The following is a 26,674-nucleotide window of genomic DNA, read 5'->3' as shown; positions in this document are numbered from 1 at the left end:
CCCCGCCCACCGCATCCGCCGCACGACCGCGGCCCCGCCCCGGCGCGGGCGCCGCTACGACGGTTCCCCGCGCCCCTGCCGCGGCAGCCCCCGCTCCACCGACGCCGCCGAACTGCCGTACTCCCGCACCGCGCTGGTCCGCGCCACCACGCGTCCCCGGTGCACCACGATCCGGCTGTACCCCAGCGACAGCGCCCCCGCCAGCCGGTCCCCGCGCACCGCCAGCAGCTCGGCGGGGAAGCCCGCCTCCACCCGCACCCCGGGCAGGCCCAGCACCGCCCGCGCCGCGCCGCCGACGGCGTCGTAGGCGTCCTCGGGCGGCAGGCCGTGGCGCGAGGCCAGCAGGTACGCCGCCTCCAGCGGGTCTCCCCGGCCCACCGGGTTGGACAGGTCCCGCAGCGCGCCGCTGCCGGCGGCCACCCGCACCCCCGCCGCGCGCAGCAGCCGCACCGGGGCCGTGCCGCGCCGGTCCACGCCGCCGCAGCCGCCCTGCGGCAGGCACACCACGCTCACGCCGGCCGCCGCGAGCCGGTCCGCGGTCCGGGACGCCGCGTCGGAGGGCAGCCGGTCCAGGCCGCCGCACGGGCTCAGGGTGACCCCGGGGCGCAGCCCGCCCGCCATCGCGGCGAGCCGGGCCAGGCGGGCCGGGTCGGCCGCGTCGGTGTGCAGGTCGACGGGGCAGCCGTGCTCCGAGGCCACCTCCAGGACCGCCTCCGCGTGGCCCGTCGGGTCGGGGTCGAGGTCCGGGCAGCCGCCCACCACGGCGGCGCCCATCTCCACGGCGTCCCGCAGCATCGCCAGCCCGTCCGCCCCCGCGGCCCCCGTCAGCACGCGCGGCACCGCCACCGCCGTCAGCTCCACCAGCCCCGCCAGCGCCCGCCGCGCCCGCAGCACGGCGGTCAGCGCGCCCAGCCCCTGGACGCCGCCCACGCGCACGTGCGCCCGCAGCGCCGTCGCCCCGTGCCCGAGCTGGAGCAGGGCGGCCTCCGTGGCCCGGCGCTCGACGTCCCGGGGGTCGTACGGGAGCGGGCCGCAGGCGTCCGCGGACAGGGCCGTGTCGGCGTGGGCGTGCGGCTCGGCCGGGGCCGGCAGGAGCAGGTAGCCGGTGAGGTCCACGCGTGCGCGCGCGTCGCCCGCCGCGAGGCTGCCGGCCGTGCCGACCGCCTCGATGCGCCCGCCGCACAGCCGTACGTCCACGGTCCGTCCGTCGGTCAGCCGCGCCCCGCACAGCAGGAGCGCGGCCGGGCCGGTGGGGCCCGACGGGGACGAGGGCGGCGGCGGTGGCTGCGGCCGGCTGTCGGGCATCGTGCTCCAGGGGCTCGGCGGGCTCGGGGCTCGGGTCGCGCACGGGGGACGCAAGATCACGCAGAGTGAGTCGAGCCTAGGACGGCCGCCGGACCGTCGCGGGGAGGAGCGCAATAGTCGTACCAACGTGGTCCGCCCCGCCCTCCGGCCCCGGTCCGGTGCAGGCGGGAGGCGGGACGGCGGCGACGCGCGGGGCTCCCGGGGGGTCCGGGAACGGGCCCGGCCGGGGACCGGGAAACGGATTTGGGCGAACGGCGGCAGAGCGTGTAATGTCTTCATCGCTCGCCCCAATAGCTCAGTCGGCAGAGCGTCTCCATGGTAAGGAGAAGGTCAACGGTTCGATTCCGTTTTGGGGCTCTGGTGTGACGGTTCCCGCCGCGAGGCGGGGTCCGACCACATCAAAGCGGTGTAGCTCAGTCGGTAGAGCAAGCGGCTCATAATCGCTGTGTCACCGGTTCAAGTCCGGTCACCGCTACTCTCAGTAGCCGATTGCGGGGTCGGTCCTTCGGTCGGCTACTCTTTATGCGTTAATCAAGTCAACCCGTTCGTCAAGGAGCACTCACGTGGCTGCCACCGACGTCCGCCCGAAGATCACGCTGGCCTGCGTGGAGTGCAAGGAGCGGAACTACATCACCAAGAAGAACCGGCGTAACAACCCGGACCGTCTTGAGATGAAGAAGCACTGCCCGCGTTGCAACGCGCACACCGCGCACCGCGAAACGCGATAAATCAGGCTCGTACGCGAGGCCGTCCCCGTATCGTCGGGGGCGGCCTCGCGTCGTTTCAGGCCGCCGGTTACCGGCCGGTTCCGGTCGGCGTCGGCCGCAGCTCAACCGCAGCAGAGATCAGGAGGTGCCGGGCACATGGCACTCGACCAGTCCTTCGTGGGGCGGACCTACCCGCCCACCGAGCCCTACGAGGTGGGCCGGGAGAAGATCCGTGAGTTCGCCGAGGCGGTCGGGGACGCCAACCCGGCGTACACGGACACGGAGGCCGCCAAGGCGCTCGGCCACCCCGACGTGATCGCCCCGCCGACCTTCGTGTTCTCCATCACGTTCAAGGCGGCCGGGCAGGTCGTGCAGGACCCGCAGCTCGGGCTCGACTACAGCCGCGTGGTGCACGGCGACCAGAAGTTCGCCTACCGCCGCCCGGTGCGGGCCGGCGACCGGCTCACCGTCACCTCGACCATCGAGGCCGTGAAGTCGATGGCGGGCAACGACATCCTGGACATCCGCGGCGAGGTCCACGACGAGGCCGGCGAGCACGTCGTGACCGCCTGGACCAAGCTCGTGGCCCGCGCGGCCGGGGAGGCGTGATCACCACCGTGACCGCGAAGATCAGCTACGACGACGTCGAGGTCGGCACCGAGCTGCCCGCGCAGACGTTCTCCGTGACCCGCGCCACCCTCGTCCGGTACGCGGGCGCCTCCGGCGACTTCAACCCGATCCACTGGAACGAGAGGTTCGCCAAGGAGGTCGGCCTGCCGGACGTCATCGCGCACGGCATGTTCACCATGGCCGAGGCGATCCGCGTGGTGACCGACTGGGCCGGCGACCCCGGCGCGGTCGTCGAGTACGGCGTCCGCTTCACCAAGCCCGTCGTCGTCCCCGACGACGACCGGGGCGCCACCGTCGAGGTCAGCGGCAAGGTCGCCGCCAAGCTCGACGACAACACCGTCCGCGTGGACCTGACGGCCACCAGCGCCGGGCAGAAGGTGCTGGGCATCTCCCGGGCGGTCGTACGGCTGGCCTGACGGCACTCCCGGGGGCGCACGGGTGCACGCGTGCGAGGGGCCTCGCGCGCGTGCAACTACTCTTGGGCGGGTGCAGGAACTCCACGACGCCTCCCTCGCCCCGCTGACCACCTTCCGGCTGGGCGGCCCCGCCACCCGGCTGGTCACCGCGACGACCGACGACGAGGTGATCGCCGTCGTCCGCGAGGCCGACGACACCGGCACGCCCCTGCTGGTCATCGGCGGCGGCTCCAACCTGGTCGTCGGCGACAAGGGCTTCGCGGGCACCGCGCTCGTCGTCGCCACCCGGGGCTTCTCCCTGGACGGCACCCGGCTGGAGCTGGCGGCCGGCGAGGTGTGGACCGACGCCGTCGCCCGCACCGTCGAGGCCGGGCTCGCCGGGATCGAGTGCCTGGCCGGCATCCCCGGCTCGGCCGGCGCCACCCCCATCCAGAACGTCGGCGCGTACGGCCAGGAGGTCTCCTCGACGATCACCGAGGTGATCGCCTACGACCGGCTCGCCCGCGAGACGGTCGTCCTGGCCAACGAGGAGTGCGGCTTCTCCTACCGGCACAGCCGCTTCAAAGCCCACCCCGAGCGGTACGTGGTCCTGCGCGTGCGCTTCGCCCTGGAGGACGCCGGCGGGCTGTCCGGCCCCCTGAAGTACGCGGAGACGGCCCGCGCCCTGGGCGTCGAGCCGGGCGACCGCGTGCCGCTGGCCGAGGCCCGCGACACCGTGCTGAAGCTGCGCGCCGGGAAGGGCATGGTCCTGGACCCCGAGGACCACGACACCTGGTCGGCCGGCTCCTTCTTCACCAACCCCGTGCTCACGGACGCCGAGTTCGCCGCGTTCCGCGCACGGGTGCGCGAGCGGCTCGGCGACGGCGTGGAGCCGCCCGCGTACCCGGCGGGGGAGGGCCGCACCAAGACCTCCGCGGCCTGGCTGATCGACAGGGCCGGCTTCACCAAGGGCTACGGCAGCGGGCCCGCGCGCATCTCCACCAAGCACACCCTCGCGCTCACCAACCGCGGCGGGGCGACCACGGAGGACCTGCTCGCGCTGGCCCGCGAGGTCGTCGCCGGGGTCCGCGACGCCTTCGGCATCACGCTGGTCAACGAGCCCGTGACGGTCGGCGTCAGCCTCTAGCGGCCCGCCCCGGCGGCCGTCAGTAGGCCACTCCCACGCCCTGCTTGACGGTGGCCGGGTCGCCGGCCATCGCCAGCATGGCGTGCGCCACGTCGGCCCGCCCGATGAAGCGGCCCCGGGCGGGGGCCCCGCCGACGACCGTCCGGTACCTGCCGGTGACCGGCTTGTCCTGCAGCCGCGGCGGCCGGACGACCGTCCAGTCCGTGGTGCTCGCGGCGATGTCCGCCTCCATCCGGCGCAGGTCCGCGTAGATGTCCTTCAGGACGGCGGAGACGACGGCGCGCACGGCACGGTCGACAGGGCCGTCCTGCTCCGCCGCGGGTCCCACCGGCGCGGCGCTGACCACCAGCAGCCGCCGGGTGCCCTCCGCCTCCATCGCGGACAGCACCGTACGGGTCAGCCGGGTCGCGACACCGGCGTCCTTGCGGCTGCGGGCGCCCAGCCCCGAGAACACCGCCGTCCGCCCGGCCACCGCCGGACGCACCGCCTCCGGATCTGCGAGGTCGGCCCGGAAGACCTCCAGGCCCGAGCCGCCGACGGACAGCCGGGCGGGATCCCGTACGACCGCCGTGACCTGGTGGCCAGCGTCCAGGGCCTGCCGGACGATCTCCTGGCCGATGCCTCCGGTGGCACCGAAGACCGTGAACCTCATGGCGCGTTCCCCTTGCTCCCCTCGGTGGGTGAGTGTTCACTCACCCCGGTCTCCCCTAGAGTGAGCAAGGACTCACCCACCCGTCAAGTACCGCTGGGAGCAGCCATGCCGTCACCGGCCGCCAAGCCGGCGCGCGAGCGGGTCCTGGACGCCGCCCACCACCTGTTGCTCACCGCCGGGCTCTCCCGCGCCACCACCAAGGAGATCGCCCGGGCCGCCGAGTGCTCCGAGGCCGCGCTGTACAAGTACTTCGCGAGCAAGGAGGAGCTGTTCGTCCGCGTCCTGACGGAACGGCTGCCCCAGCTCGCACCACTGCTCCAGGGCCTGACCGCCGAGCCCGGGCGGGGCACCCTGGCGGACAACCTCACCGAGATCGCCCGCCGGGCTGCCCTGTTCTACGAGCAGAGCTTCCCGATCGCGGCCTCCCTGTACGCCGAGCCCCGGCTCCGGCAGCGCCACGAGGACGCGATGCGCGAGATGGGCAAGGGCCCGCACCTGCCCGTCGAGGGCCTCGCCGCCTATCTGCGGGCCGAACAGGCCGCCGGGCGGATCAGCGCCGACGCGGACCCCTTCGCCGCCGCCTCACTCCTGCTCGGCGCCTGCGTGCAGCGAGCCTTCGCCTACGAGATGAGCCCCGGCGGACGCCCTGACGTCGACGACTTCGCCCGGCGCCTGGCCCGCACCCTGCTGAGCGGGATATCCGTCGCCGGCACCCCGGCGTGACCGGGCGGCCGGGCGCGCGAGGCACCCCGCAGGCGCCCGGGACTCCGGCAGTTCCGGCCCCGCACCGGCCCCCGCCGGCACCGGGTCGCGCGACCTCGGCCCCCGCCGCGCCCCACCTCCCCGCGCGACCCGGCGCCGTACGGGACGCCCATGGGCGACCACGACGGGCTCAGCCGGCTTTCCGGCCCGTTCGCCTGCGCCGCCGGCTCCCGGAACGCGATCGTCCACGTCCCGCTGCGGCACGGGGTCACCGCCCGAAGAGGGCACCGGCGAGCTCGTGGTCCTCGTCCTCTTCCTCGTCCACCACTGCCACCGGCTGCGGCCGGGCGCGTGGCCCGCACCGCGCCGCCGGCCCGGCCCCGGCACGCCGCCCACCGTCCGCACCGGCGAGGCCCGCACCGCCCGCACCGCCCGCGACGCCGCGTCCCGGCGACGCCGCCGCGACCGCGCCGGACCGCGCGAGGACCCGCGGCACACCACGCCCGCCCGCACGTTCTTCCTGACCGGCAGCCGCGACGTCCCCGCCGAGGCGGCCGCGCCCCTCGCCCGCGGAGCCGGCCGGGGCCGCACCGAAGACACGCCGCCGGCGGGCCCCCGCCGACAGGCCCCCGCCTACGTGACCGGCCTGCCGGGCTCGCGCCACGACCCCCGCACCCGGCGCCCACCGGAGGCCGTCGTCCGCTTCGGGTCCTGCCCGGCCTGCGCCCGCTTCAGGCGACCGGGGCGCCGAGCCAGTCGTCGATCCCCGACAGCAGCTTGTCCTTCACGTCCTGCGGCGCCGCCGACCCGCGCACCGACTGCCGGGCCAGCTCCGCCAGCTCCGCGTCCGTGAAGCCGTGGTGGTGGCGCGCCAGCTCGTACTGGGCCGCCAGCCGCGAGCCGAACAGCAGCGGGTCGTCCGCGCCCAGCGCCATCGGCACGCCCGCGTCGAACAGCCGCCGCAGCGGGACGTCCTCCGGCTTCTCGTACACCCCGAGCGCCACGTTCGACGCCGGGCAGACCTCGCACGTCACCTGCCGGTCGGCCAGCCGCTTCAGCAGCCGCTCGTCCTCCGCCGCCCGCACCCCGTGGCCGATCCGGTGCGCCCGCAGGTCGTCCAGGCAGTCCCGCACCGAGAACGGCCCGGCCAGCTCGCCGCCGTGCGGCGCCGACAGCAGCCCGCCCTCCCGCGCGATCGCGAACGCCCGGTCGAAGTCGCGCGCCAGGCCCCGCCGCTCGTCGTTCGACAGCCCGAAGCCGATCACGCCCCGGTCCGCGTACCGCACGGCCAGCCGGGCCAGCGTGCGCGCGTCCAGCGGGTGCTTCATCCGGTTGGCGGCCACCACCACCCGCATCCCGAGCCCGGTCTCCCGCATCGCCGCGTCCACCGCGTCCAGGATGATCTCCAGCGCCGGGATCAGCCCGCCCAGCCGGGGCGCGTACGAGGTCGGGTCGACCTGGATCTCCAGCCACCCGGACCCGTCCTTCAGGTCCTCCTCGGCGGCCTCGCGCACCAGGCGCCGGATGTCCTCCGGCTCCCGCAGGCACGAGCGCGCCGCGTCGTACAGCCGCTGGAAGCGGAACCAGCCCCGCTCGTCCGTCGCCCGCAGCTTCGGCGACTCGCCGCTGCCGAGCGCGTCGGTCAGCGCGTCGGGCAGCCGCACGCCGTACTTGTCGGCCAGTTCCAGCAGGGTGGCGGGCCGCATCGACCCGGTGAAGTGCAGGTGGAGATGGGCTTTCGGCAGCTCGGACAGATCACGTACACGCTCCATTCCGTGATCCTGCCGTACGCCCCGGCCGCCCCGGTAGCGCTTTCCCCGAACGTGGTCTTGCTCGCACGGGCGGACGACGAGCGGGCCGCCCCCCGAAGGGGGCGGCCCGCTTCCCGTGACGTCCGCCGCGCGTCCGTCCGTCGTCAGTCCCTGGCCTCCGCCAGGAGCTTCTGCATCCGGCTCACGCCCTCGACGAGGTCCTCGTCGCCCAGCGCGTACGACAGCCGCAGGTAGCCCGGCGTGCCGAACGCCTCGCCCGGCACCACCGCGACCTCGGCCTCCTCCAGGATCAGCGCGGCCAGCTCGACGGTGGTCTGCGGCCGCTTGCCGCGGATCTCCTTGCCGAGCAGCGCCTTGACCGACGGGTAGGCGTAGAAGGCGCCCTCGGGCTCGGGGCAGAGCACGCCGTCGATCTCGTTGAGCATCCGCACGATGGTCCTGCGGCGCCGGTCGAAGGCCTCCCGCATCGTCGCCACCGCGTCCAGGTCACCGGAGACCGCGGCCAGCGCGGCCACCTGGGCCACGTTGGAGACGTTCGACGTGGCGTGCGACTGCAGGTTCGTCGCGGCCTTCACGACGTCCTTCGGGCCGATGATCCACCCGACCCGCCAGCCGGTCATCGCGTACGTCTTGGCGACGCCGTTGACCACGATGCACTTGTCGCGCAGCTCGGGCAGCAGCGCCGGCAGCGACACGGCCGCCGCGTCGCCGTACACCAGGTGCTCGTAGATCTCGTCGGTCATCACCCACAGCCCGTGCTCCACGGCCCAGCGGCCGATCGCCGCGGTCTCGGCCTCGCTGTAGACCGCGCCCGTCGGGTTGGACGGCGACACGAACAGGACGACCTTCGTCTTCTCCGTGCGGGCCGCCTCCAGCTGCTCGACGGTCACCCGGTAGCCGGTCGTCTCGTCGGCGACCACCTCCACCGGCACGCCGCCCGCGAGCCGGATCGACTCGGGGTACGTCGTCCAGTACGGCGCCGGCACGATGACCTCGTCGCCCGGGTCCAGGACGGCGGCGAAGGCCTCGTAGATGGCCTGCTTGCCGCCGTTGGTGACCAGGATCTCGGAGACGTCCGGCTCGTAGCCCGAGTCCCGCAGGGTCTTCGCGGCGATCGCGGCCTTCAGCTCGGGAAGGCCGCCCGCCGGGGTGTAGCGGTGGAACTTCGGGTTCTTGCAGGCCTCGACAGCGGCCTCGACGATGTAGTCCGGGGTCGGGAAGTCGGGCTCGCCGGCGCCGAAGCCGATCACCGGACGCCCGGCGGCCTTGAGGGCCTTCGCCTTGGCGTCCACGGCGAGGGTGGCGGACTCGGAGATCGCGCCGACTCGGGCGGAGACCCGGCGCTCGGTGGGAGGGGTTGCAGCGCTCATGGGGCCCATCGTTCCAGACCGGAAACGCGCGCGGCACACGGGTTTCACGGACTGAACAGCACGGGGCAAACCCGTGAACACCAGTCCGGATCATCGCCGCGGCCTGGGCGATCTTCGGCCGCGCTCGGGCCGCCGCACGGCCGCCGTGCCCGTTTCGGCGCCACCCGCGGGCGCTTTCTGTTCGACGCCCGGGCCAGGAGCACGTACACTCTCACCTCGTTGGCCTCCAACAGCCCGCGCTCACCCGGTGCACACCCAGCACCCGGGCGGATGCGGTACGTTGGGGACACACAAAGGGTCGTAGCTCAATTGGTAGAGCACTGGTCTCCAAAACCAGCGGTTGGGGGTTCAAGTCCCTCCGGCCCTGCTACACACACCTTCGCCAGGATGTGTGCGCATGTACGTACAGCATTGCACCGCCGTGCGGCTCAGACCGGGCGCGGCACGGCCACGACCCGGAATCAGGTGAGGACGAGTGACGGACGCCGTGGGCTCCATCGACATGCCTGATGCCCAGGACGAGGCGCCGGACTCCCGGAAGAAGAACCGCAAGGGCGGCAAGCGGGCCAAGAAGGGCCCGCTGAAGCGCCTCGCGCTCTTCTATCGCCAGATCATCGCGGAGCTCCGCAAGGTCGTCTGGCCGACCCGTAATCAGCTGACCACGTACACCACCGTTGTGATCATCTTCGTCGTCATCATGATCGGCCTGGTCACGGTGATCGACTACGGGCTCGGCCACGTCGCCAAGTACGTGTTCGGCTGAGTCGTGAGCGAAGAGCGCCGAGGTACCCGGCGCTCCTTTCGCATGTTCCACCCCTATGTATCCAGGAAGAAGCAGCCACCGTGTCTGACCCGAACGTGAACGACGCCGTCGAGCCTCGCGGCGAAGGGGCCGAGTCCGTCGAGGACGAGCTCGACACCGTCGCGGGCGCGGACAGCGAGGACACCGAGACCTCCTTCGACGAGGTCGAGGCTGCCGACGCCGACGCCGACCTCATCGAGGACGCCGACGCCGCCGAGGACTTCGAGGACGAAGACGAGGGCGCCGAGGAGGCCGAGGAGGCGGCGGCCGAGGTCGAGGCCGAGCCCGAGCTCGACCCGATCGAGAAGCTCCGCCGCGAGCTGCGCGGTCTGCCCGGCGAGTGGTACGTGATCCACACCTACGCGGGCTACGAGAAGCGCGTGAAGGCCAACCTGGAGCAGCGTGCCGTCTCGCTGAACGTCGAGGACTTCATCTACCAGGCCGAAGTGCCCGAGGAAGAGATCGTCCAGATCAAGAACGGCGAGCGCAAGACGGTCAAGCAGAACAAGCTTCCCGGCTACGTCCTCGTCCGCATGGACCTGACCAACGAGTCCTGGGGCGTCGTCCGCAACACCCCCGGCGTCACCGGCTTCGTGGGCAACGCCTACGACCCGTACCCGCTGACCCTGGACGAGATCGTCAAGATGCTCGCCCCGGAGGCCGAGGAGAAGGCCGCCCGCGAGGCCGCCGAGGCCGAGGGCAAGCCGGCTCCGCAGCGCAAGGTCGAGGTCCAGGTGCTGGACTTCGAGGTCGGCGACTCGGTCACCGTCACCGACGGCCCCTTCGCCACCCTCCAGGCGACCATCAACGAGATCAACCCGGACTCGAAGAAGGTCAAGGGCCTGGTGGAGATCTTCGGCCGCGAGACGCCGGTCGAGCTCTCCTTCGACCAGATCCAGAAGAACTGACCGCTTCCGGACGTACAACTTCCGAACAGGTCAGACGGGCTTTCACGGCCTGTCTGACCTGCTCGGTTTTTGGCCGCGCATGGATACCCGTTATCGTTGTGCGGTATGCCTCCATCCGGATGACCGGATGACGGCGGAAAACTCTCACTAGGACCCGGAGAGAGCACATGCCTCCCAAGAAGAAGAAGGTCACGGGGCTCATCAAGCTCCAGATCCAGGCCGGTGCCGCCAACCCGGCCCCGCCGGTCGGCCCCGCGCTGGGTCAGCACGGCGTCAACATCATGGAGTTCTGCAAGGCCTACAACGCCGCGACCGAGTCGCAGCGCGGCTGGGTCATCCCGGTGGAGATCACGGTCTACGAGGACCGTTCCTTCACCTTCATCACCAAGACCCCGCCGGCCGCCAAGATGATCCTCAAGGCCGCGGGCGTGGAGAAGGGCTCCGGCGAGCCGCACAAGACCAAGGTCGCGAAGATCACCCGCGACCAGGTCCGCGAGATCGCGCAGACGAAGATGCCCGACCTCAACGCCAACGACCTGGACGCCGCCGAGAAGATCATCGCCGGCACCGCCCGCTCCATGGGCGTCACGGTCGAGGGCTGACCTCCACCCCGTAGCACAGCAGAAGTGTGGAAGGGCCTGCTCGGCCCCGACCACGACTCCTAAGAACCCACAGGAGCTTTAAGTGAGCAAGCGCAGCAAGTCTCTCCGCGCTGCGGACGCCAAGATCGACCGGGAGAAGCTCTACGCTCCCCTCGAGGCCGTCCGTCTCGCCAAGGAGACCTCCACGACCAAGTTCGACGGCACCGTCGAGGTCGCCCTGCGTCTGGGCGTCGACCCGCGCAAGGCCGACCAGATGGTCCGTGGCACCGTGAACCTCCCGCACGGCACCGGTAAGACCGCCCGGGTCCTGGTCTTCGCGACCGGCGACCGTGCCGAGGCCGCGCGTGCCGCGGGCGCCGACATCGTCGGCGCCGACGAGCTGATCGACGAGGTGTCGAAGGGCCGTCTGGACTTCGACGCCGTCGTCGCCACCCCGGACCTCATGGGCAAGGTCGGCCGCCTCGGCCGCGTCCTCGGCCCGCGTGGTCTGATGCCGAACCCGAAGACCGGCACCGTGACCCCGGACGTGGCCAAGGCCGTGACCGAGATCAAGGGCGGCAAGATCGAGTTCCGCGTCGACAAGCACTCGAACCTGCACTTCATCATCGGCAAGACGTCGTTCGACGACAGCAAGCTGGTGGAGAACTACGGCGCGGCGATCGACGAGATCCTCCGTCTCAAGCCGTCCGCCGCCAAGGGTCGCTACATCAAGAAGGCCGCCATCACCACCACGATGGGCCCCGGCATCCCGGTCGACCCGAACCGCACCCGCAACCTCCTCGTCGAGGAGGACCCGGCCGCGGTCTGAGCCTGACGGCTCCACGCAACCGGTCACGGGCCCGGCACCTTTCGAGGTGCCGGGCCCGTTCCCTTTGCGGGACAGGTCCGCACGCGCCGGGTTAGCGTGCGGTCACGGGACCGGTACAGGGGGGACAACATGAGGTGCTCGACCGTGCGCCGCGTCGCGCTGCCGCTCGCGCTGGCGACCGCGCTGTCCGGAGCGGCCGCCTGCAGCTCCTCCGGCCCCGGCGACCGCCCGGCCCGGCAGGACGCCGCGCACACCCGCTCCCTGGCCGCCCTGCGCTCCGCGGAGCGCGCCACCGAGCGGGCCGGCTCCGCCCGCGTGGAGTCCCGCACGACCATGGGCTCGCTGATGTCCCTGACGGCCGCCGGCACCCTCGGCTGGGACGGCGGCGTCACCGGCGTCCTGACCCTCACGTACACCGGCGGCACCGTGGCCGACAGCATGCGCCGGCTGGGCACCCCGTCCATGGAGGCCCGCTACCTGCCCGACGCCTACTACGCGCGCATGGGCGACCGGTTCGCCGAGCGGACGGGCGGCAGGCACTGGATCCGGTACGCGTACGACGACCTGGACGACCTGGCCGGCGACTCCGGCGCCCACCTGGGGGACCAGATGCGCACCACCACGCCGAACCAGTCCCTGCGGCTGCTGCTGGGCTCGCGGGACGTGGCGCGGGTCGGCGAGGAGCGGGTCCGGGGCGAGCGCGCCACGCACTACGCGGGCACGGTCGAGGTCGCGGACGTCGCCGACGACGGGCTGCGGACCACGCTCACCCGGGCCGGCGTCACCTCCCAGACCGTCGACGTCTGGGTCGGCGAGCGGGACCTGCTGGTCAAGAAGGTGGAGAAGGCCCGGACGGCCACCGGCGTGCTGACCCAGACCGCGCACTACGACGACTACGGCGTGCCCGTCGAGGTCCGCCGGCCCCCGGCCTCCGACACGCGGGACGTCACGGATCTGGTGACGGACCACGGCGGCGGGACCTCCTGAACGCCGGAGACGATCACCGGCCCCGCCGGCGGAACCGCCGGCTGCGGCACCGGGCAGTCCCGGAGGCGGTGCCCGCGGCGGACGTCGCCGGGGTGGAGGAGGGCCGGGGCGGCGATGCGCGTGAGGTCCTCGGCCGTCATGAGCACGAAGAGGACGGCGTTCGACCAGGGCGCGGACGGCACCGCCGAGATCCGGCTCGCCGGCAAGGCCCTGTCCACCGGCGGGGGAGCCGGCGCGGCCGAGGAACCGGACGGCGAGAGCCGGATCGGGTCCGGCCCGTCCGCGCCCGGCGCCGGCGAGGGCCGGACGAGCTCGGCACCGCGAGCCGGGCCGACGAGGGCCCGGCGGCGGGGCCCGCCCTCCTCACCGGCGCCGAGAGGGCCGACGGCGTGGAGACCGCCCGTTGCTCGGGCACCGTCGCCCTCGACGGCCCGCGCTCGCCGCGGGACGAGGACATGGGCACCCGCGAGCGGCGCGAGAGGAGCATCGACCAGGACGAGAGGGCGGGTACCGGCAAGCTCACGCTCACGACGGACCTGTGGGGGACGGCGAGGACCACACCAGGCGGTCCGGGTGCGCGGCGACGCCGACGAGGGCCCGCTCGACCCGCCCCCACCTCCCTCGACGCGAACGAGCCGGTGACCGTCACGGCCTCGCCGGGACGAGGGCGGATGCCGGTGCCCGAGCGCCGCGGGAGCGGATTTGCTTGACAGGGATGCGGTCACGTACGCTCTTGCAGAAGCCAAAGACCGCTGGTCGTTGCCGTGCGCTCGCATGAGGGCGCGGTGGCCGAAGGATCCGCTGAACTGCGGACGACCCGCGCAGGTGACAGTGGAAGAGTTCCCGGAGTTCGCTGCCTCGTGTGTGCGAAGAACCGGTCGAGCTGAGCCCCGTGCGCCTGCGCCGGGGCGTTTCGTTTTCCCCAGTCCTCCTTCGGGTCCGCGCGGTCCGAATCACCCGGAAGGAGGCCGAGGCTCTATGGCGAGGCCCGACAAGGCTGCCGCGGTTGCCGAGCTGACGGACCAGTTCCGCAACTCGAACGCCGCCGTGCTGACCGAGTACCGCGGTCTCACCGTGGCCCAGCTCAAGCAGCTGCGCCGTTCGCTCGGTGAGAACGCCCAGTACGCCGTGGTGAAGAACACGCTGACCAAGATTGCGGCCAACGAGGCCGGGATCACGACGCTGGACGACCTGTTCAACGGTCCGACGGCAGTCGCCTTCGTCACCGGTGACCCGGTGGAGTCGGCGAAGGGTCTTCGTGACTTCGCCAAGGACAACCCGAATCTCGTCATCAAGGGCGGTGTCCTTGACGGCAAGGCGCTGTCCGCCGACGAGATCAAGAAGCTTGCGGACCTCGAGTCCCGCGAGGTTCTGCTCGCCAAGCTGGCGGGCGCCATGAAGGGCAAGCAGTCCCAGGCTGCCGCGCTCTTCCAGGCGCTCCCGTCGAAGCTCGTCCGCACCGTGGACGCGCTGCGCGCCAAGCAGGCAGAGCAGGGCGGTGCCGAGTAATTCGGCTCGCTTTCCGATCCTCGCCGCGTGAGGTGAGGGTCGATGCGGGCCCGACGTACGCCCGCCGCACCCAGTACATCCGGCACCTGCCGATTTAGTGGAAGGACCGCCATCATGGCGAAGCTCAGCCAGGAAGACCTGCTCGCCCAGTTCGAGGAGATGACCCTCATCGAGCTCTCCGAGTTCGTGAAGGCCTTCGAGGAGAAGTTCGACGTCACCGCCGCCGCCCCGGTCGCCGTTGCCGCCGCCGGCGCCCCGGGTGCCCCCGCCGCCGAGGCTGCCGAGGAGAAGGACGAGTTCGACGTCATCCTCACCGGCGCCGGCGAGAAGAAGATCCAGGTCATCAAGGTCGTGCGTGAGCTGACCTCCCTGGGTCTGAAGGAGGCCAAGGACCTCGTCGACGGCACCCCGAAGCCGGTTCTGGAGAAGGTCAACAAGGAGCAGGCCGACAAGGCCGCCGAGGCCCTCAAGGGCGCCGGTGCCTCCGTCGAGGTCAAGTAAGACCTTCGCGACCGCAGGAACGGCCCGCTAGGGCTGTAACGCGTACGCACCGAGGAGCGATCATCCATCCGGGTGGTCGCTCTTCGGCGTTCCCGGAGGGCGGCCGCGGTCGCCTTGCACCTCCGTCTCCGGGAGGTAAGGTGATCTTCACCGTGTCTTCGGGGGTCCGGTTCGGCCAAGGGGGCCTTGACGAACCGCACGCAGCGCGCAATTCTCAGGACGCGTCGTCACAAGGATCCGAATCCGAGGCATGGATCGACGGCGAAGAGGGCAGTATCAACGTGCGTTGAGGGCAGGCATGCCGCAGACGGCGAGGGCAGTGACGAAGGCTAGGAAGCGGGACTGGACATCAGTGGGCCAAGTGGCTACACTGACCCTTTGCGCTGCCTGTTAGCTGCCCCCTGCCCGTCACCAGGGGTCTGCCCTCACCTGACACAGACGACCAGATGATCTCCGACCTGGGATTTCTGTCTCTGTGCGCGGGAGAGGGGCCGGTACGCGCGTAGTGAGTCCGAGCCCTCGGAAGGACCCCCTCTTGGCCGCCTCGCGCAACGCCTCGACCGCGAATACGAACAACGCTGCCAGCACCGCCCCGCTGCGCATCTCTTTTGCAAAGATCAAGGAGCCTCTTGAGGTTCCGAACCTGCTCGCGCTGCAGACCGAGAGCTTCGACTGGCTGCTCGGCAACACCGCCTGGCAGAGTCGGGTCGAGGAGGCTCTCGAGAACGGTCAGGACGTCCCCACCAAGTCCGGGCTCGAGGAGATCTTCGAGGAGATCTCCCCGATCGAGGACTTCTCCGGGTCGATGTCGCTGACCTTCCGCGACCACCGCTTCGAGCCGCCGAAGAACTCGATCGACGAGTGCAAGGAGCGCGACTTCACGTACGCCGCGCCCCTCTTCGTGACGGCCGAGTTCACCAACAACGAGACCGGCGAGATCAAGTCCCAGACGGTCTTCATGGGCGACTTCCCGCTCATGACCAACAAGGGCACCTTCGTCATCAACGGCACCGAGCGTGTCGTCGTGTCGCAGCTGGTGCGTTCGCCCGGCGTCTACTTCGACTCCTCCATCGACAAGACGTCCGACAAGGACATCTTCTCCGCCAAGATCATCCCGTCCCGGGGTGCCTGGCTGGAGATGGAGATCGACAAGCGCGACATGGTCGGCGTCCGCATCGACCGCAAGCGCAAGCAGTCCGTGACCGTCCTGCTCAAGGCGCTCGGCTGGACCACCGAGCAGATCCTCGAGGAGTTCGGCGAGTACGAGTCCATGCGCGCCACCCTGGAGAAGGACCACACCCAGGGCCAGGACGACGCGCTGCTCGACATCTACCGCAAGCTGCGTCCGGGCGAGCCCCCCACGCGTGAGGCCGCGCAGACGCTGCTGGAGAACCTCTACTTCAACCCCAAGCGCTACGACCTGGCCAAGGTCGGCCGCTACAAGGTCAACAAGAAGCTGGGTACGGACACCCCGCTGGACGCCGGGATCCTGACCGTCGAGGACATCATCGCGACGATCAAGTACCTGGTGAAGCTGCACGCCGGCGAGACCGAGACGGTCGGTGACAACGGCCAGCCCGTGGTCGTCGAGACCGACGACATCGACCACTTCGGCAACCGCCGCCTGCGCAGCGTCGGCGAGCTCATCCAGAACCAGGTCCGCACGGGTCTGGCGCGCATGGAGCGAGTCGTCCGCGAGCGGATGACGACCCAGGACGTCGAGGCGATCACGCCGCAGACCCTGATCAACATCCGGCCGGTCGTCGCCTCCATCAAGGAGTTCTTCGGCACCAGCCAGCTGTCCCAGTTCATGGACCAGAACAACCCGCTGTCCGGGCTGACGCACAAGCGTCGTCTGTCCGCGCTCGGCCCGGGTGGTCTGTCCCGTGAGCGGGCCGGCTTCGAGGTCCGTGACGTGCACCCCTCGCACTACGGCCGCATGTGCCCGATCGAGACCCCCGAAGGCCCGAACATCGGTCTGATCGGCTCGCTCGCCTCCTACGGCCGGGTCAACGCGTTCGGTTTCGTCGAGACCCCGTACCGCAAGGTCATCGACGGCCAGGTCACCGACGAGGTGGACTACCTGACCGCCGACGAGGAGGACCGCTTCGTCATCGCGCAGGCCAACGCCACGCTCGGCGACGACATGCGGTTTGCCGAGGCCCGCGTGCTGGTCCGCCGCAAGGGCGGCGAGGTCGACTACGTCGGCCCCGAGGACGTGGACTACATGGACGTCTCGCCGCGCCAGATGGTGTCGGTCGCGACCGCCATGATCCCCTTCCTGGAGCACGACGACGCCAACCGTGCCCTCATGGGCGCGAACATGATGCGCCAGGCCGTGCCGCTGATTAAGTCGGAGTCCCCGCTCGTCGGCACCGGCATGGAGTACCGCTCCGCGGTCGACGCCGGCGACGTGGTCAAGGCCGAGAAGGCCGGTGTGGTCCAGGAGGTCTCCGCGGACTACATCACCACCGCCAACGACGACGGCACGTACATCACGTACCGCCTGGCCAAGTTCGCCCGCTCCAACCAGGGCACCTCGGTCAACCAGAAGGTCATCGTCAACGAGGGCGACCGCGTCATCGAGGGCCAGGTCCTCGCCGACGGCCCGGCCACCCAGAACGGCGAGATGGCGCTCGGCAAGAACCTGCTCGTGGCGTTCATGCCGTGGGAGGGTCACAACTACGAGGACGCGATCATCCTGTCGCAGCGCCTCGTGCAGGACGACGTCCTCTCCTCGATCCACATCGAGGAGCACGAGGTCGACGCCCGTGACACCAAGCTCGGCCCCGAGGAGATCACCCGGGACATCCCGAACGTCTCCGAGGAGGTCCTCGCCGACCTCGACGAGCGCGGCATCATCCGCATCGGCGCCGAGGTCATCGCCGGCGACATCCTCGTCGGCAAGGTCACGCCCAAGGGCGAGACCGAGCTGACCCCGGAGGAGCGCCTGCTGCGCGCGATCTTCGGTGAGAAGGCCCGTGAGGTCCGCGACACCTCGCTGAAGGTGCCGCACGGCGAGACCGGCAAGGTCATCGGCGTGCGCGTCTTCGACCGCGAGGAGGGCGACGAGCTTCCCCCCGGTGTGAACCAGCTGGTGCGCGTCTACGTCGCGCAGAAGCGCAAGATCACCGACGGTGACAAGCTCGCCGGCCGTCACGGCAACAAGGGCGTCATCTCCAAGATCCTGCCGATCGAGGACATGCCGTTCCTGGAGGACGGCACCCCGGTCGACATCATCCTCAACCCGCTGGGTGTGCCGTCCCGAATGAACCCGGGACAGGTGCTGGAGATCCACCTCGGCTGGCTCGCCAGCCAGGGCTGGGACGTCTCCGGCCTGGCGGACGAGTGGGCGCAGCGCCTGCAGCAGATCGGCGCCGACCGCGTCGAGCCCCGGACGAACGTGGCGACCCCCGTCTTCGACGGTGCCCGTGAGGACGAGCTCGCCGGTCTGCTGGAGAACACCCTGCCCAACCGCGACGGCGAGCGCATGGTGCTCCCGACCGGCAAGGCGCGGCTGTTCGACGGGCGTTCGGGTGAGCCGTTCCCGGACCCGATCTCGGTCGGCTACATGTACATCCTGAAGCTGCACCACCTGGTCGACGACAAGCTGCACGCCCGGTCGACCGGTCCGTACTCCATGATCACCCAGCAGCCGCTGGGCGGTAAGGCTCAGTTCGGTGGCCAGCGGTTCGGCGAGATGGAGGTGTGGGCACTCGAGGCGTACGGCGCCGCCTACGCCCTCCAGGAGCTGCTGACCATCAAGTCCGACGACGTCACCGGCCGCGTGAAGGTCTACGAGGCGATCGTCAAGGGCGAGAACATCCCCGAGCCCGGCATCCCCGAGTCCTTCAAGGTGCTCATCAAGGAGATGCAGTCCCTGTGCCTGAACGTGGAGGTGCTGTCCAGCGACGGTATGTCCATCGAGATGCGTGACACCGACGAGGACGTCTTCCGCGCTGCGGAGGAGCTCGGCATCGACCTGTCCCGGCGCGAGCCGAGCAGCGTCGAAGAGGTCTGACGGGAGTCCGGCGGGGCCCTGACCCACAAGGGCCCCGCCGACCCCCAGGCCCCCGTATCAGACCAAAGACTCACGACCCTGAGAGGGATTGACGCATAGTGCTCGACGTCAACTTCTTCGACGAGCTCCGGATCGGCCTGGCCACCGCTGACGACATCCGTCAGTGGAGCCACGGCGAGGTCAAGAAGCCCGAGACCATCAACTACCGCACCCTCAAGCCCGAGAAGGACGGACTCTTCTGCGAGAAGATCTTCGGTCCGACCCGGGACTGGGAGTGCTACTGCGGCAAGTACAAGCGCGTCCGCTTCAAGGGCATCATCTGTGAGCGCTGTGGCGTCGAGGTCACCCGCGCCAAGGTGCGCCGTGAGCGGATGGGCCACATCGAGCTGGCCGCCCCCGTCACGCACATCTGGTACTTCAAGGGTGTTCCGTCGCGGCTGGGCTACCTGCTCGACCTCGCCCCGAAGGACCTGGAGAAGGTCATCTACTTCGCCGCGTACATGATCACGTACGTGGACGAGGAGCGCCGTACGCGCGACCTGCCCTCGCTGGAGGCCCACGTCTCCGTCGAGCGCCAGCAGATCGAGCAGCGCCGCGACGCCGACCTGGAGGCCCGGGCCAAGAAGCTCGAGACCGACCTGGCCGAGCTGGAGGCCGAGGGCGCCAAGGCCGACGTGCGCCGCAAGGTGCGCGAGGGCGCCGAGCGCGAGATGAAGCAGCTGCGCGACCGCGCCCAGCGCGAGATCGACCGGCTCGACGAGGTGTGGAACCGGTTCAAGAACCTCAAGGTCCAGGACCTGGAGGGCGACGAGCTGCTCTACCGCGAGCTGCGCGACCGCTTCGGCACGTACTTCGACGGTTCGATGGGTGCCGCGGCGCTGCAGAAGCGCCTGGAGTCCTTCGACCTGGAGGAGGAGGCCGAGCGCCTCCGCGAGATCATCCGCACCGGCAAGGGCCAGAAGAAGACCCGTGCGCTCAAGCGCCTGAAGGTCGTCTCCGCGTTCCTGCAGACCAGCAACAGCCCCAAGGGCATGGTGCTCGACTGCGTGCCGGTCATCCCGCCGGACCTGCGTCCGATGGTGCAGCTGGACGGTGGCCGCTTCGCGACCTCCGACCTGAACGACCTGTACCGCCGTGTCATCAACCGGAACAACCGCCTGAAGCGGCTTCTCGACCTCGGCGCGCCCGAGATCATCGTGAACAACGAGAAGCGCATGCTCCAGGAGGCCGTCGACGCGCTGTTCGACAACGGCCGTCGCGGCCGCCCGGTGACGGGCCCCGGCAACCGCCCGCTGAAGTCGCTGTCCGACATGCTCAAGGGCAAGCAGGGCCGTTTCCGTCAGAACCTGCTCGGCAAGCGAGTCGACTACTCGGCGCGTTCCGTCATCGTCGTCGGCCCGCAGCTGAAGCTGCACCAGTGCGGTCTGCCCAAGGCCATGGCGCTGGAGCTCTTCAAGCCGTTCGTGATGAAGCGCCTGGTCGACCTGAACCACGCGCAGAACATCAAGAGCGCCAAGCGGATGGTGGAGCGCGGCCGCACGGTCGTGTACGACGTCCTCGAAGAGGTCATCGCGGAGCACCCGGTCCTGCTGAACCGTGCGCCCACCCTGCACCGCCTCGGCATCCAGGCCTTCGAGCCGCAGCTGGTCGAGGGCAAGGCCATCCAGATCCACCCGCTCGTCTGCACCGCGTTCAACGCGGACTTCGACGGTGACCAGATGGCCGTGCACCTGCCGCTGTCCGCGGAGGCGCAGGCCGAGGCCCGCATCCTGATGCTGTCCTCGAACAACATCCTCAAGCCGGCCGACGGCCGTCCGGTGACGATGCCGACGCAGGACATGGTCCTGGGTCTGTTCTTCCTCACCACGGACGCCGAGGGCCGCAACGTCAAGGGCGAGGGCCGGTCCTTCGCCTCCGTCGCCGAGGCGATCATGGCGTTCGACGCCGGCGAGCTGTCGCTCCAGGCGCCGATCGACGTCCGCTTCCCGGTGGGCACCATCCCGCCGCGGGGCTGGGAGCCGCCGGCGCGCGAGGAGGGCGAGCCGGAGTGGCAGCAGGGTGACAGCTTCCGTCTGAGGACCACGCTCGGCCGTGCGCTCTTCAACGAGCTGCTGCCCGAGGACTACCCGTTCGTCGACTACGAGGTCGGCAAGAAGCAGCTCTCCGAGATCGTCAACGACCTCGCCGAGCGCTACCCGAAGGTCATCGTGGCGGCGACGCTCGACAACCTGAAGGCGGCCGGCTTCTACTGGGCCACCCGGTCCGGCGTCACCGTGGCCATCTCCGACGTCGTCGTCCCCGAGGCGAAGAAGGAGATCGTCAAGGGCTACGAGGCGCAGGACGAGAAGGTCCAGAAGCAGTACGAGCGCGGTCTGATCACCAAGGACGAGCGCACGCAGGAGCTCATCGCGATCTGGACCAAGGCGACCAACGAGGTCGCCGAGGCGATGAACGACAACTTCCCGAAGACCAACCCGATCTTCATGATGGTGAACTCGGGTGCACGAGGCAACATGATGCAGATGCGTCAGATCGCCGGTATGCGTGGTCTGGTGTCGAACGCGAAGAACGAGACGATCCCGCGTCCGATCAAGGCGTCGTTCCGTGAGGGCCTGTCCGTGCTGGAGTACTTCATCTCCACGCACGGTGCCCGTAAGGGTCTGGCGGACACCGCTCTGCGTACCGCCGACTCGGGTTACCTCACCCGTCGTCTGGTCGACGTCTCCCAGGACGTCATCATCCGCGAGGAGGACTGCGGCACCGAGCGCGGTCTGCGGCTGCGGATCGCCGAGCGCAACGCCGAGGGCACGCTGCTCAAGGCGGAGAACGTCGAGACGTCCGTGTACGCGCGCTGCCTCGCCGAGGACATCGTGGTCGACGGCCAGGTGCTGGCCCCGGCCGGCACCGACCTGGGCGACGTCCTCATCGAGGAGCTCGTCCAGCGCGGCGTCGAGGAGGTCAAGACCCGTTCGGTCCTGACCTGCGAGTCCGCCGTCGGCACCTGCGCGATGTGCTACGGCCGTTCGCTGGCCACCGGCAAGCTGGTCGACATCGGTGAGGCGGTCGGCATCATCGCCGCCCAGTCCATCGGTGAGCCCGGCACCCAGCTGACGATGCGTACCTTCCACACCGGTGGTGTGGCCGGTGACGACATCACCCAGGGTCTGCCGCGTGTCGTCGAGCTCTTCGAGGCCCGTACCCCGAAGGGTGTCGCCCCGATCTCCGAGGCCTCCGGCCGCGTGCGGATCGAGGAGACCGAGAAGACCAAGAAGATCGTCGTCACGCCGGACGACGGCAGCGACGAGATGGCCTACCCCATCTCCAAGCGCGCCCGTCTGATGGTCAGCGAGGGCGAGCACGTCGAGGTGGGCCAGAAGCTCACCGTGGGTGCCACCAACCCGCACGACGTGCTGCGCATCCTGGGCCAGCGCGCCGTCCAGGTCCACCTGGTCGGCGAGGTCCAGAAGGTCTACAACTCGCAGGGTGTGTCGATCCACGACAAGCACATCGAGATCATCATCCGGCAGATGCTGCGCCGCGTGACGATCATCGAGTCCGGCGACGCCGAGCTGCTGCCCGGCGAGCTGGTCGAGCGCTCGAAGTTCGAGACCGAGAACCGTCGTGTGGTCCAGGAGGGCGGTCACCCGGCCTCCGGTCGTCCGCAGCTGATGGGTATCACCAAGGCCTCGCTGGCGACGGAGTCCTGGCTGTCGGCCGCCTCCTTCCAGGAGACGACCCGAGTCCTGACGGACGCGGCGATCAACGCCAAGTCCGACAGCCTCATCGGCCTCAAGGAGAACGTCATCATCGGTAAGCTCATCCCGGCCGGTACGGGTCTGTCCCGCTACCGCAACATCCGGGTCGAGCCGACCGAGGAGGCCAAGGCCGCGATGTACTCGGCCGTCGGCTACGACGACATCGACTACTCGCCGTTCGGCACGGGCTCCGGCCAGGCCGTGCCGCTGGAGGACTACGACTACGGTCCGTACAACCAGTAAGGCGCGGTGACGCGACGCGTCCGACGCACTGAAGGGCGGTCACCCCGTGGAGGGGTGGCCGCCCTTCGGCGTGCCCGGACGGCGGAGGCCGCCCGGGTGCGCGGCGCGTACCGGTACCGGGGTCAGCGCTGCGGCTGGAGGTACGGCTGCAGGTGGTGCAGGCGCGTGTGGTGGTCCGGGTGGGACGCCAGCAGCTTGCTGACGGGGCTCTCGGCGGCCGGCACCCCTTGGCCGGCCGCGGTCAGCGCGGCGGCCCGCTGCTGTTCCTGGTGGTGCAGCTTCTCCAGCACGGCCGCCAGCATCGGGGCGAAGCCGAGGGCGGCGGCGTGCCGGTCGGCGCGCAGCTCGGCGCGGCGGCCGACGGCGGCGAGCGCGTACGGCATCGCGAGGATCAGCAGCGGCAGGCCGTACAGCGAGCTGACGGTGGCCAGGGCGAGGCCGATCACGAACACGCCGAGGAAGAGCACGCCGAAGCAGGAGAAGACGCGCGAGACGCGGAACATCACCGCGGTGACCGTGCGCAGCACGCGCCAGGCGATCCGGCCGGGCAGCGCGTACCAGTAGCCGAGCAGCGACGACCAGGCGTGGCCACCGACGTGGTGGCCCAGTTCGTGGGCCATGACGGCGGCCAGTTCGCCGTTGGGGAGCTCCCGCAGCGCGAAACGGGGGACGCCGACGATGTGGCCGGCGGCGGCGACCGCGTTGAGGCTGTCGCTGTCCTCCACCCACAGCTCGTAGGTGCGGCCCTCGACGCCCGCGCGGGCGGTCACCTCGCGCCAGACCGGTTCGAGCGTGGCGCGTTCCTGCGGCGTGGGGTGGCGCAGGTGGAGCAGGTGGCGCGCGAGGGCGCTCTCGGCGGGGCGGTGGAACACGAGTGCGCCGCTGGCGAGCCAGACTATGACGACGAGGAACCCGAGGCCGCCGAAGAGGAGGGAGACGAGACCGACGACGAGGAGGCTGCACAGGAAGTGCGGCAGGTAGAGCAGCAGGTTGCCGACCGCGGTGGCGTCGGTGCGGCGCTGGTGGGCCGAGAGGTGGACCCGGCCGACGCGGTCGGTGTCGATGTGGTGGGGGTGGGCGGGGTCCTGGGCGGGGGGTGAAGGGGGCGGCGGCGCGGCGGAGACGGGGGGCTGGACGGCGGTCGGGTACTGCGGAGGGGTGGGGTACGCGGGTGGTGCGGGCTGGGGCTGGGGGTACTGCGGGGGTACGTGAGCCTGGGGGTACGCGGGGGGCGTCGGGCCCTGGGGGCCGGGGTACTGCGGTGGTGCGGCGGCGGGGCGGGGGAAGTGAGGCGCCTCGGGGTACGGGGGCGGGCCGGCGGCGGGTTCCGGGTACTCCGGCGGGGTCGGCGGGGACTGGGTCACGGTGGTTCCTTCGGGTGCGTGAGCGGTGGCCGGCCCGTGGGTCAGCCGATGAGCAGGGAGACGGGCAGCAGGAGCGTGCCGGCGCAGAAGGCGATCAGGCCGGTGCGGATCCACTGGTGCTTGCGCCAGGCGATGTGGCTCGTGTCGCCGAGGGCCGCGACCAGCCCGGCCGCCGGGTCGGCCTCGGTGTCGGCGAGCGCGGCGTCCAGGTGGCCGGCGCGGACGGCCCGCCGGATGTCGCCGAAGTACGTCAGGGGCTGGCCGGGCGTCCAGGTGCCCGTGCGGTGGCGGGGCAGGACGGCCAGGAGCAGCGCGCCCAGGGAGACGGCCAGCGAGAGGCCCCCGGCCCACCAGGTCACGGCGCCCGCCGTGGAGAGCGCCTCCGGGGTCCAGCGGCGCCCGGCGAGCAGGCCGCTGAACAGGCCCGCGGTCACGCCGAGCGCGGCGACGAGGACGGCGGCCTTGCTGTCGGCGCGGGCTATCTCGCCGCGCAGGTCGGTGAGCAGGCGTTCACAGAGCTGGACCCGGCCGTGGGCTGTGGCGGCGGGGGCGGTCGTGGGCGCGGGGCCGGTCGTCGTCATGGGGCGGCGTCCCCGGCCGCGCCGCCGCCGGTCCGCGCGGTGGGCGCGGATCCTTCGGGCTCCTCGCCCGCCGCGGCCGGCGTCGCGGAGGGCTGCCGCGGCGGCGCGGTCGGGGTCCTGCCGTACCCGGGCGGCGGCTGCCAAGGGGCGGGCGGCGCCGCGGGGGTGGGCGGCCCGTAGGCGAGGGGCGCGGGGACGACCGGGGGAGTGCCCGGTGTTCCCGGTGGGGCGTACGGGGTGTGCGGGGGCGGGAGCGGTGTTCCCGGCGCGGTGTGCGGGGGAGTGCCCGGCGTTTCTGGCGGGGCGTACGCGGTGTGCGGAGGCGCGGCCGGCATCCGGGCGGGCGGCGGGTACGGGGGCTGCTGGTGCGTGTGAGGGGTCTGCGGGTGTGCGTACGGGGCCTGCGCGGACGCGTACGCGGGGTGCGAGGGCGTGTGCGGGGTCACGGACCGGCCGGGCGCGGGGCCGGGGCCGGTCGCCGCTCCTGCGGGCGTGCCGGGTGTGGGGTGCTGGGGCGGGAGGCCGGGGTGGGCACCAGCCACATCGGCCACATCGGCCACGCCGGCCGCGCCGTTCACGCTGGCCACGCCGGCCGTGCCGTTCACGCTGGCCGTGCCGGCCGTGCCGGCCGTGCCGTCCACGCCGTCCGGGCCGTGGGTGCCGGGGCCGTGCCCGGGTGCGGAGGGCCGGGCGGGTGCCGGGTCCGCGGCGGTGACGGCCTGAGGTGCCGTCGCCGGGGTGCGCGGTGGTGCCTGGGGGTGTGCCGCCGGCGGAACGTCCTCCGCGTCCCCGGGCGGCGTGAGCAGGGGCGCGGCGTGCGGGACGCCCGGCAGACGCTGGGTGAGGATGTCGCTGACCGTGCGCAGGGCCAGCTGTTTGGGGCCCTCCAGTTCGAACTTCTCCGCGTTCTCCCCGTTGAGCAGCTCCTTCACGAGGTCCATCTGCGCCTGGATCATGCGGAGCTGGTCCTCGCGCATGCTGTTCATGACCAGCCGCGAGTCCTCGGGGTGCTGGGCCAGGTGCAGCGCCCAGGCGTGCACGCCGCCCTGCGCCAGGTGCCACTGGTAGAACTCGATCTTCTGCGCCTCCAGGCGCTGGAGCTCCAGCGCCTGCTGCCCCTGGAGCAGCGCCCGCTCGTGCTGCCAGTGCTGCTGCTGGAGGGCGAGGTCCTGCTCGCCGCGGCCGTACTCCATGGCCCGGGTGAGCTGGAGGGCGTCCTGCTGCCGGTGCCGGTGGTCCGTCTCGACGTCGACCTGCATGCCCTGCCGCGCCGCGCGGATCTGCTCGGCGGCGGAGTGGTCGATGGCCCGCAGGCGCTGCTGGTGCTCGATGCCGGCCAGGTCGCGGCGCAGCCGCAGCGTCCAGGTGACCTGGAGTCCCGCGGGCGCGCCGAGCGGCCCGAGCACGGTCACCGCGTGGAGCAGTTCCCGCTCGGCCGCCGCGCTGTCGCCGATCGGGAAGCGGCGCGTCACCGGCCGGGCGGCCTGCTGGAGCTCCCCGAGCAGCATGGCCGGCACGTCCCGGACGCCGCTCGCGACGAACCGGGCCGGGTCGAGGACCTGCCAGGACAGGTCCGTCTCGGCGGTGAACTCGAACGCGTCGTTGTCACTCGGCAGGGTGAGCGTGTCGGTGAAGGGGTGGACGCCCATGTCCACCTCGTACACGGCGGTGTAGCGGCGGCCCGCGATCTCGCCGCGGGTGGGGCGCCTGGGCGGCAGGTAGGCCTCGTACCCGCCCTTGGGGGTGGAGAAGACCAGGGCGTGGTCGATGCGGACCACGTGCTTGAGGGACATCTCGAAGCGGGACAGCTGCCGCACGGTCAGCACCGGGTCGATCAGCCGGGTGTGCCGGTCCGCGGGCTGCTGCCACTCGGGCGGGCGGTGGAAGCCGGGCATGGTGGGTCTCTCCTCGGA

Annotated in this window: 21 protein-coding genes and 3 tRNA genes; 17 read left to right on the top strand and 7 right to left on the bottom strand. The window is 71.4% G+C overall.

The features are described from left to right. Positions 1-54 precede the first annotated feature (54 nt). A complete protein-coding gene (locus ACIF8T_RS18835; protein ID WP_400036324.1) occupies positions 55-1,305 on the bottom strand; it encodes an amidohydrolase family protein in 1,251 nt (416 codons plus the stop codon). A gap of 284 nt (positions 1,306-1,589) precedes the next feature. On the opposite strand from ACIF8T_RS18835, the gene ACIF8T_RS18830 reads away from it, so the two are divergent. From ACIF8T_RS18830 to ACIF8T_RS18805, 6 genes are all read left to right on the top strand, one after another. Further along, positions 1,590-1,662 (top strand) — tRNA-Thr (locus ACIF8T_RS18830). A gap of 45 nt (positions 1,663-1,707) precedes the next feature. After that, positions 1,708-1,780, top strand: a tRNA-Met gene (locus ACIF8T_RS18825). Positions 1,781-1,868: 88 nt separating this feature from the next. Further along, positions 1,869-2,033, top strand: coding sequence for a 50S ribosomal protein L33 (rpmG, locus tag ACIF8T_RS18820; RefSeq protein ID WP_003948671.1), 165 nt, complete (start codon positions 1,869-1,871; stop codon positions 2,031-2,033). Between the two features lie 135 nt (positions 2,034-2,168). Then, entirely contained in the window at positions 2,169-2,621 is a 453-nt protein-coding gene (locus ACIF8T_RS18815) for a MaoC family dehydratase N-terminal domain-containing protein (protein WP_400036322.1), read from the top strand. Between the two features lie 8 nt (positions 2,622-2,629). Further along, positions 2,630-3,058 (top strand): MaoC family dehydratase, encoded by a 429-nt coding sequence (locus ACIF8T_RS18810; RefSeq protein WP_400036429.1) that lies wholly within the window; start codon positions 2,630-2,632, stop codon positions 3,056-3,058. A gap of 70 nt (positions 3,059-3,128) precedes the next feature. Beyond that, a complete protein-coding gene (locus ACIF8T_RS18805; protein ID WP_400036320.1) occupies positions 3,129-4,184 on the top strand; it encodes a UDP-N-acetylmuramate dehydrogenase in 1,056 nt (351 codons plus the stop codon). Between the two features lie 19 nt (positions 4,185-4,203). On the opposite strand, the gene ACIF8T_RS18800 is transcribed toward ACIF8T_RS18805, so the two are convergent. Continuing rightward, a complete protein-coding gene (locus ACIF8T_RS18800; RefSeq protein ID WP_400036318.1) occupies positions 4,204-4,836 on the bottom strand; it encodes an NAD(P)-dependent oxidoreductase in 633 nt (210 codons plus the stop codon). A gap of 105 nt (positions 4,837-4,941) precedes the next feature. Here ACIF8T_RS18800 and ACIF8T_RS18795 point away from each other — a divergent pair, with 105 nt between their 5' ends. Further along, positions 4,942-5,559 (top strand): TetR/AcrR family transcriptional regulator, encoded by a 618-nt coding sequence (locus ACIF8T_RS18795; RefSeq protein ID WP_400036316.1) that lies wholly within the window; start codon positions 4,942-4,944, stop codon positions 5,557-5,559. A 710-nt stretch (positions 5,560-6,269) separates the two neighbouring features. Here ACIF8T_RS18795 and ACIF8T_RS18790 read toward each other — a convergent pair. Both ACIF8T_RS18790 and ACIF8T_RS18785 read right to left on the bottom strand, forming a co-directional pair. Continuing rightward, positions 6,270-7,310 carry an adenosine deaminase gene (locus tag ACIF8T_RS18790; RefSeq protein WP_400036314.1) on the bottom strand — a complete coding sequence of 347 codons (1,041 nt, stop codon included), beginning with the start codon at positions 7,308-7,310 and terminating at the stop codon, positions 6,270-6,272. A 143-nt stretch (positions 7,311-7,453) separates the two neighbouring features. After that, positions 7,454-8,680, bottom strand: coding sequence for a pyridoxal phosphate-dependent aminotransferase (locus ACIF8T_RS18785; protein WP_400036312.1), 1,227 nt, complete (start codon positions 8,678-8,680; stop codon positions 7,454-7,456). 294 nt (positions 8,681-8,974) lie between these two features. Between ACIF8T_RS18785 and ACIF8T_RS18780 the strand changes: the two genes are divergently transcribed. The 10 genes from ACIF8T_RS18780 (at position 8,975) to ACIF8T_RS18735 (ending at position 22,816) form a co-directional block, all read left to right on the top strand. Then, positions 8,975-9,047, top strand: a tRNA-Trp gene (locus ACIF8T_RS18780). Between the two features lie 108 nt (positions 9,048-9,155). After that, the gene (secE, locus tag ACIF8T_RS18775) at positions 9,156-9,443 is read left to right on the top strand and encodes a preprotein translocase subunit SecE (protein WP_400036310.1); all 288 of its coding nucleotides are present in this window, start codon (positions 9,156-9,158) and stop codon (positions 9,441-9,443) included. An 80-nt stretch (positions 9,444-9,523) separates the two neighbouring features. After that, the gene (gene nusG / locus ACIF8T_RS18770) at positions 9,524-10,390 is read left to right on the top strand and encodes a transcription termination/antitermination protein NusG (RefSeq protein WP_400036308.1); all 867 of its coding nucleotides are present in this window, start codon (positions 9,524-9,526) and stop codon (positions 10,388-10,390) included. Positions 10,391-10,557: 167 nt separating this feature from the next. Beyond that, on the top strand, positions 10,558-10,992 hold the full coding sequence (gene rplK, locus ACIF8T_RS18765; protein ID WP_028420794.1) for a 50S ribosomal protein L11: 435 nt from the start codon (positions 10,558-10,560) through the stop codon (positions 10,990-10,992). A gap of 82 nt (positions 10,993-11,074) precedes the next feature. Continuing rightward, on the top strand, positions 11,075-11,800 hold the full coding sequence (rplA, locus tag ACIF8T_RS18760) for a 50S ribosomal protein L1 (protein WP_400036306.1): 726 nt from the start codon (positions 11,075-11,077) through the stop codon (positions 11,798-11,800). 129 nt (positions 11,801-11,929) lie between these two features. Beyond that, positions 11,930-12,787: a hypothetical protein gene (locus ACIF8T_RS18755; RefSeq protein ID WP_400036304.1), complete on the top strand. Its 858-nt coding sequence runs from the start codon at positions 11,930-11,932 to the stop codon at positions 12,785-12,787. A 978-nt stretch (positions 12,788-13,765) separates the two neighbouring features. Then, positions 13,766-14,296 (top strand): 50S ribosomal protein L10, encoded by a 531-nt coding sequence (gene rplJ, locus ACIF8T_RS18750; protein ID WP_400036302.1) that lies wholly within the window; start codon positions 13,766-13,768, stop codon positions 14,294-14,296. A gap of 114 nt (positions 14,297-14,410) precedes the next feature. After that, complete coding sequence (gene rplL, locus ACIF8T_RS18745) at positions 14,411-14,797, top strand: 50S ribosomal protein L7/L12 (protein ID WP_400036300.1); 387 nt, start codon at positions 14,411-14,413, stop codon at positions 14,795-14,797. Positions 14,798-15,332: 535 nt separating this feature from the next. Next, on the top strand, positions 15,333-18,818 hold the full coding sequence (gene rpoB / locus ACIF8T_RS18740; RefSeq protein ID WP_400036298.1) for a DNA-directed RNA polymerase subunit beta: 3,486 nt from the start codon (positions 15,333-15,335) through the stop codon (positions 18,816-18,818). Positions 18,819-18,916: 98 nt separating this feature from the next. Further along, complete coding sequence (locus ACIF8T_RS18735) at positions 18,917-22,816, top strand: DNA-directed RNA polymerase subunit beta' (RefSeq protein WP_400036296.1); 3,900 nt, start codon at positions 18,917-18,919, stop codon at positions 22,814-22,816. 122 nt (positions 22,817-22,938) lie between these two features. On the opposite strand, the gene ACIF8T_RS18730 is transcribed toward ACIF8T_RS18735, so the two are convergent. From ACIF8T_RS18730 to ACIF8T_RS18720, 3 genes are read right to left on the bottom strand one after another with little or no spacing between them, the layout of a single operon-like run. Then, on the bottom strand, positions 22,939-24,180 hold the full coding sequence (locus ACIF8T_RS18730; protein ID WP_400036294.1) for a M48 family metalloprotease: 1,242 nt from the start codon (positions 24,178-24,180) through the stop codon (positions 22,939-22,941). 41 nt (positions 24,181-24,221) lie between these two features. Then, positions 24,222-24,761 (bottom strand): Pycsar system effector family protein, encoded by a 540-nt coding sequence (locus ACIF8T_RS18725; protein ID WP_400036292.1) that lies wholly within the window; start codon positions 24,759-24,761, stop codon positions 24,222-24,224. Further along, positions 24,758-26,656 carry a hypothetical protein gene (locus tag ACIF8T_RS18720; protein ID WP_400036290.1) on the bottom strand — a complete coding sequence of 633 codons (1,899 nt, stop codon included), beginning with the start codon at positions 26,654-26,656 and terminating at the stop codon, positions 24,758-24,760. The genes ACIF8T_RS18725 and ACIF8T_RS18720 overlap by 4 nt, the downstream gene beginning before the upstream one ends. Between the last annotated feature and the right edge of the window lie 18 nt (positions 26,657-26,674).

Origin of the sequence: Streptomyces sp. NPDC085946 (assembly GCF_044540485.1) — a bacterium.
Classification (GTDB): Bacteria; Actinomycetota; Actinomycetes; order Streptomycetales; family Streptomycetaceae; genus Streptomyces.
The sequence above is the reverse complement of the archived record's forward strand: the minus strand, read 5'-3'. Positions and strand labels throughout refer to the sequence as shown.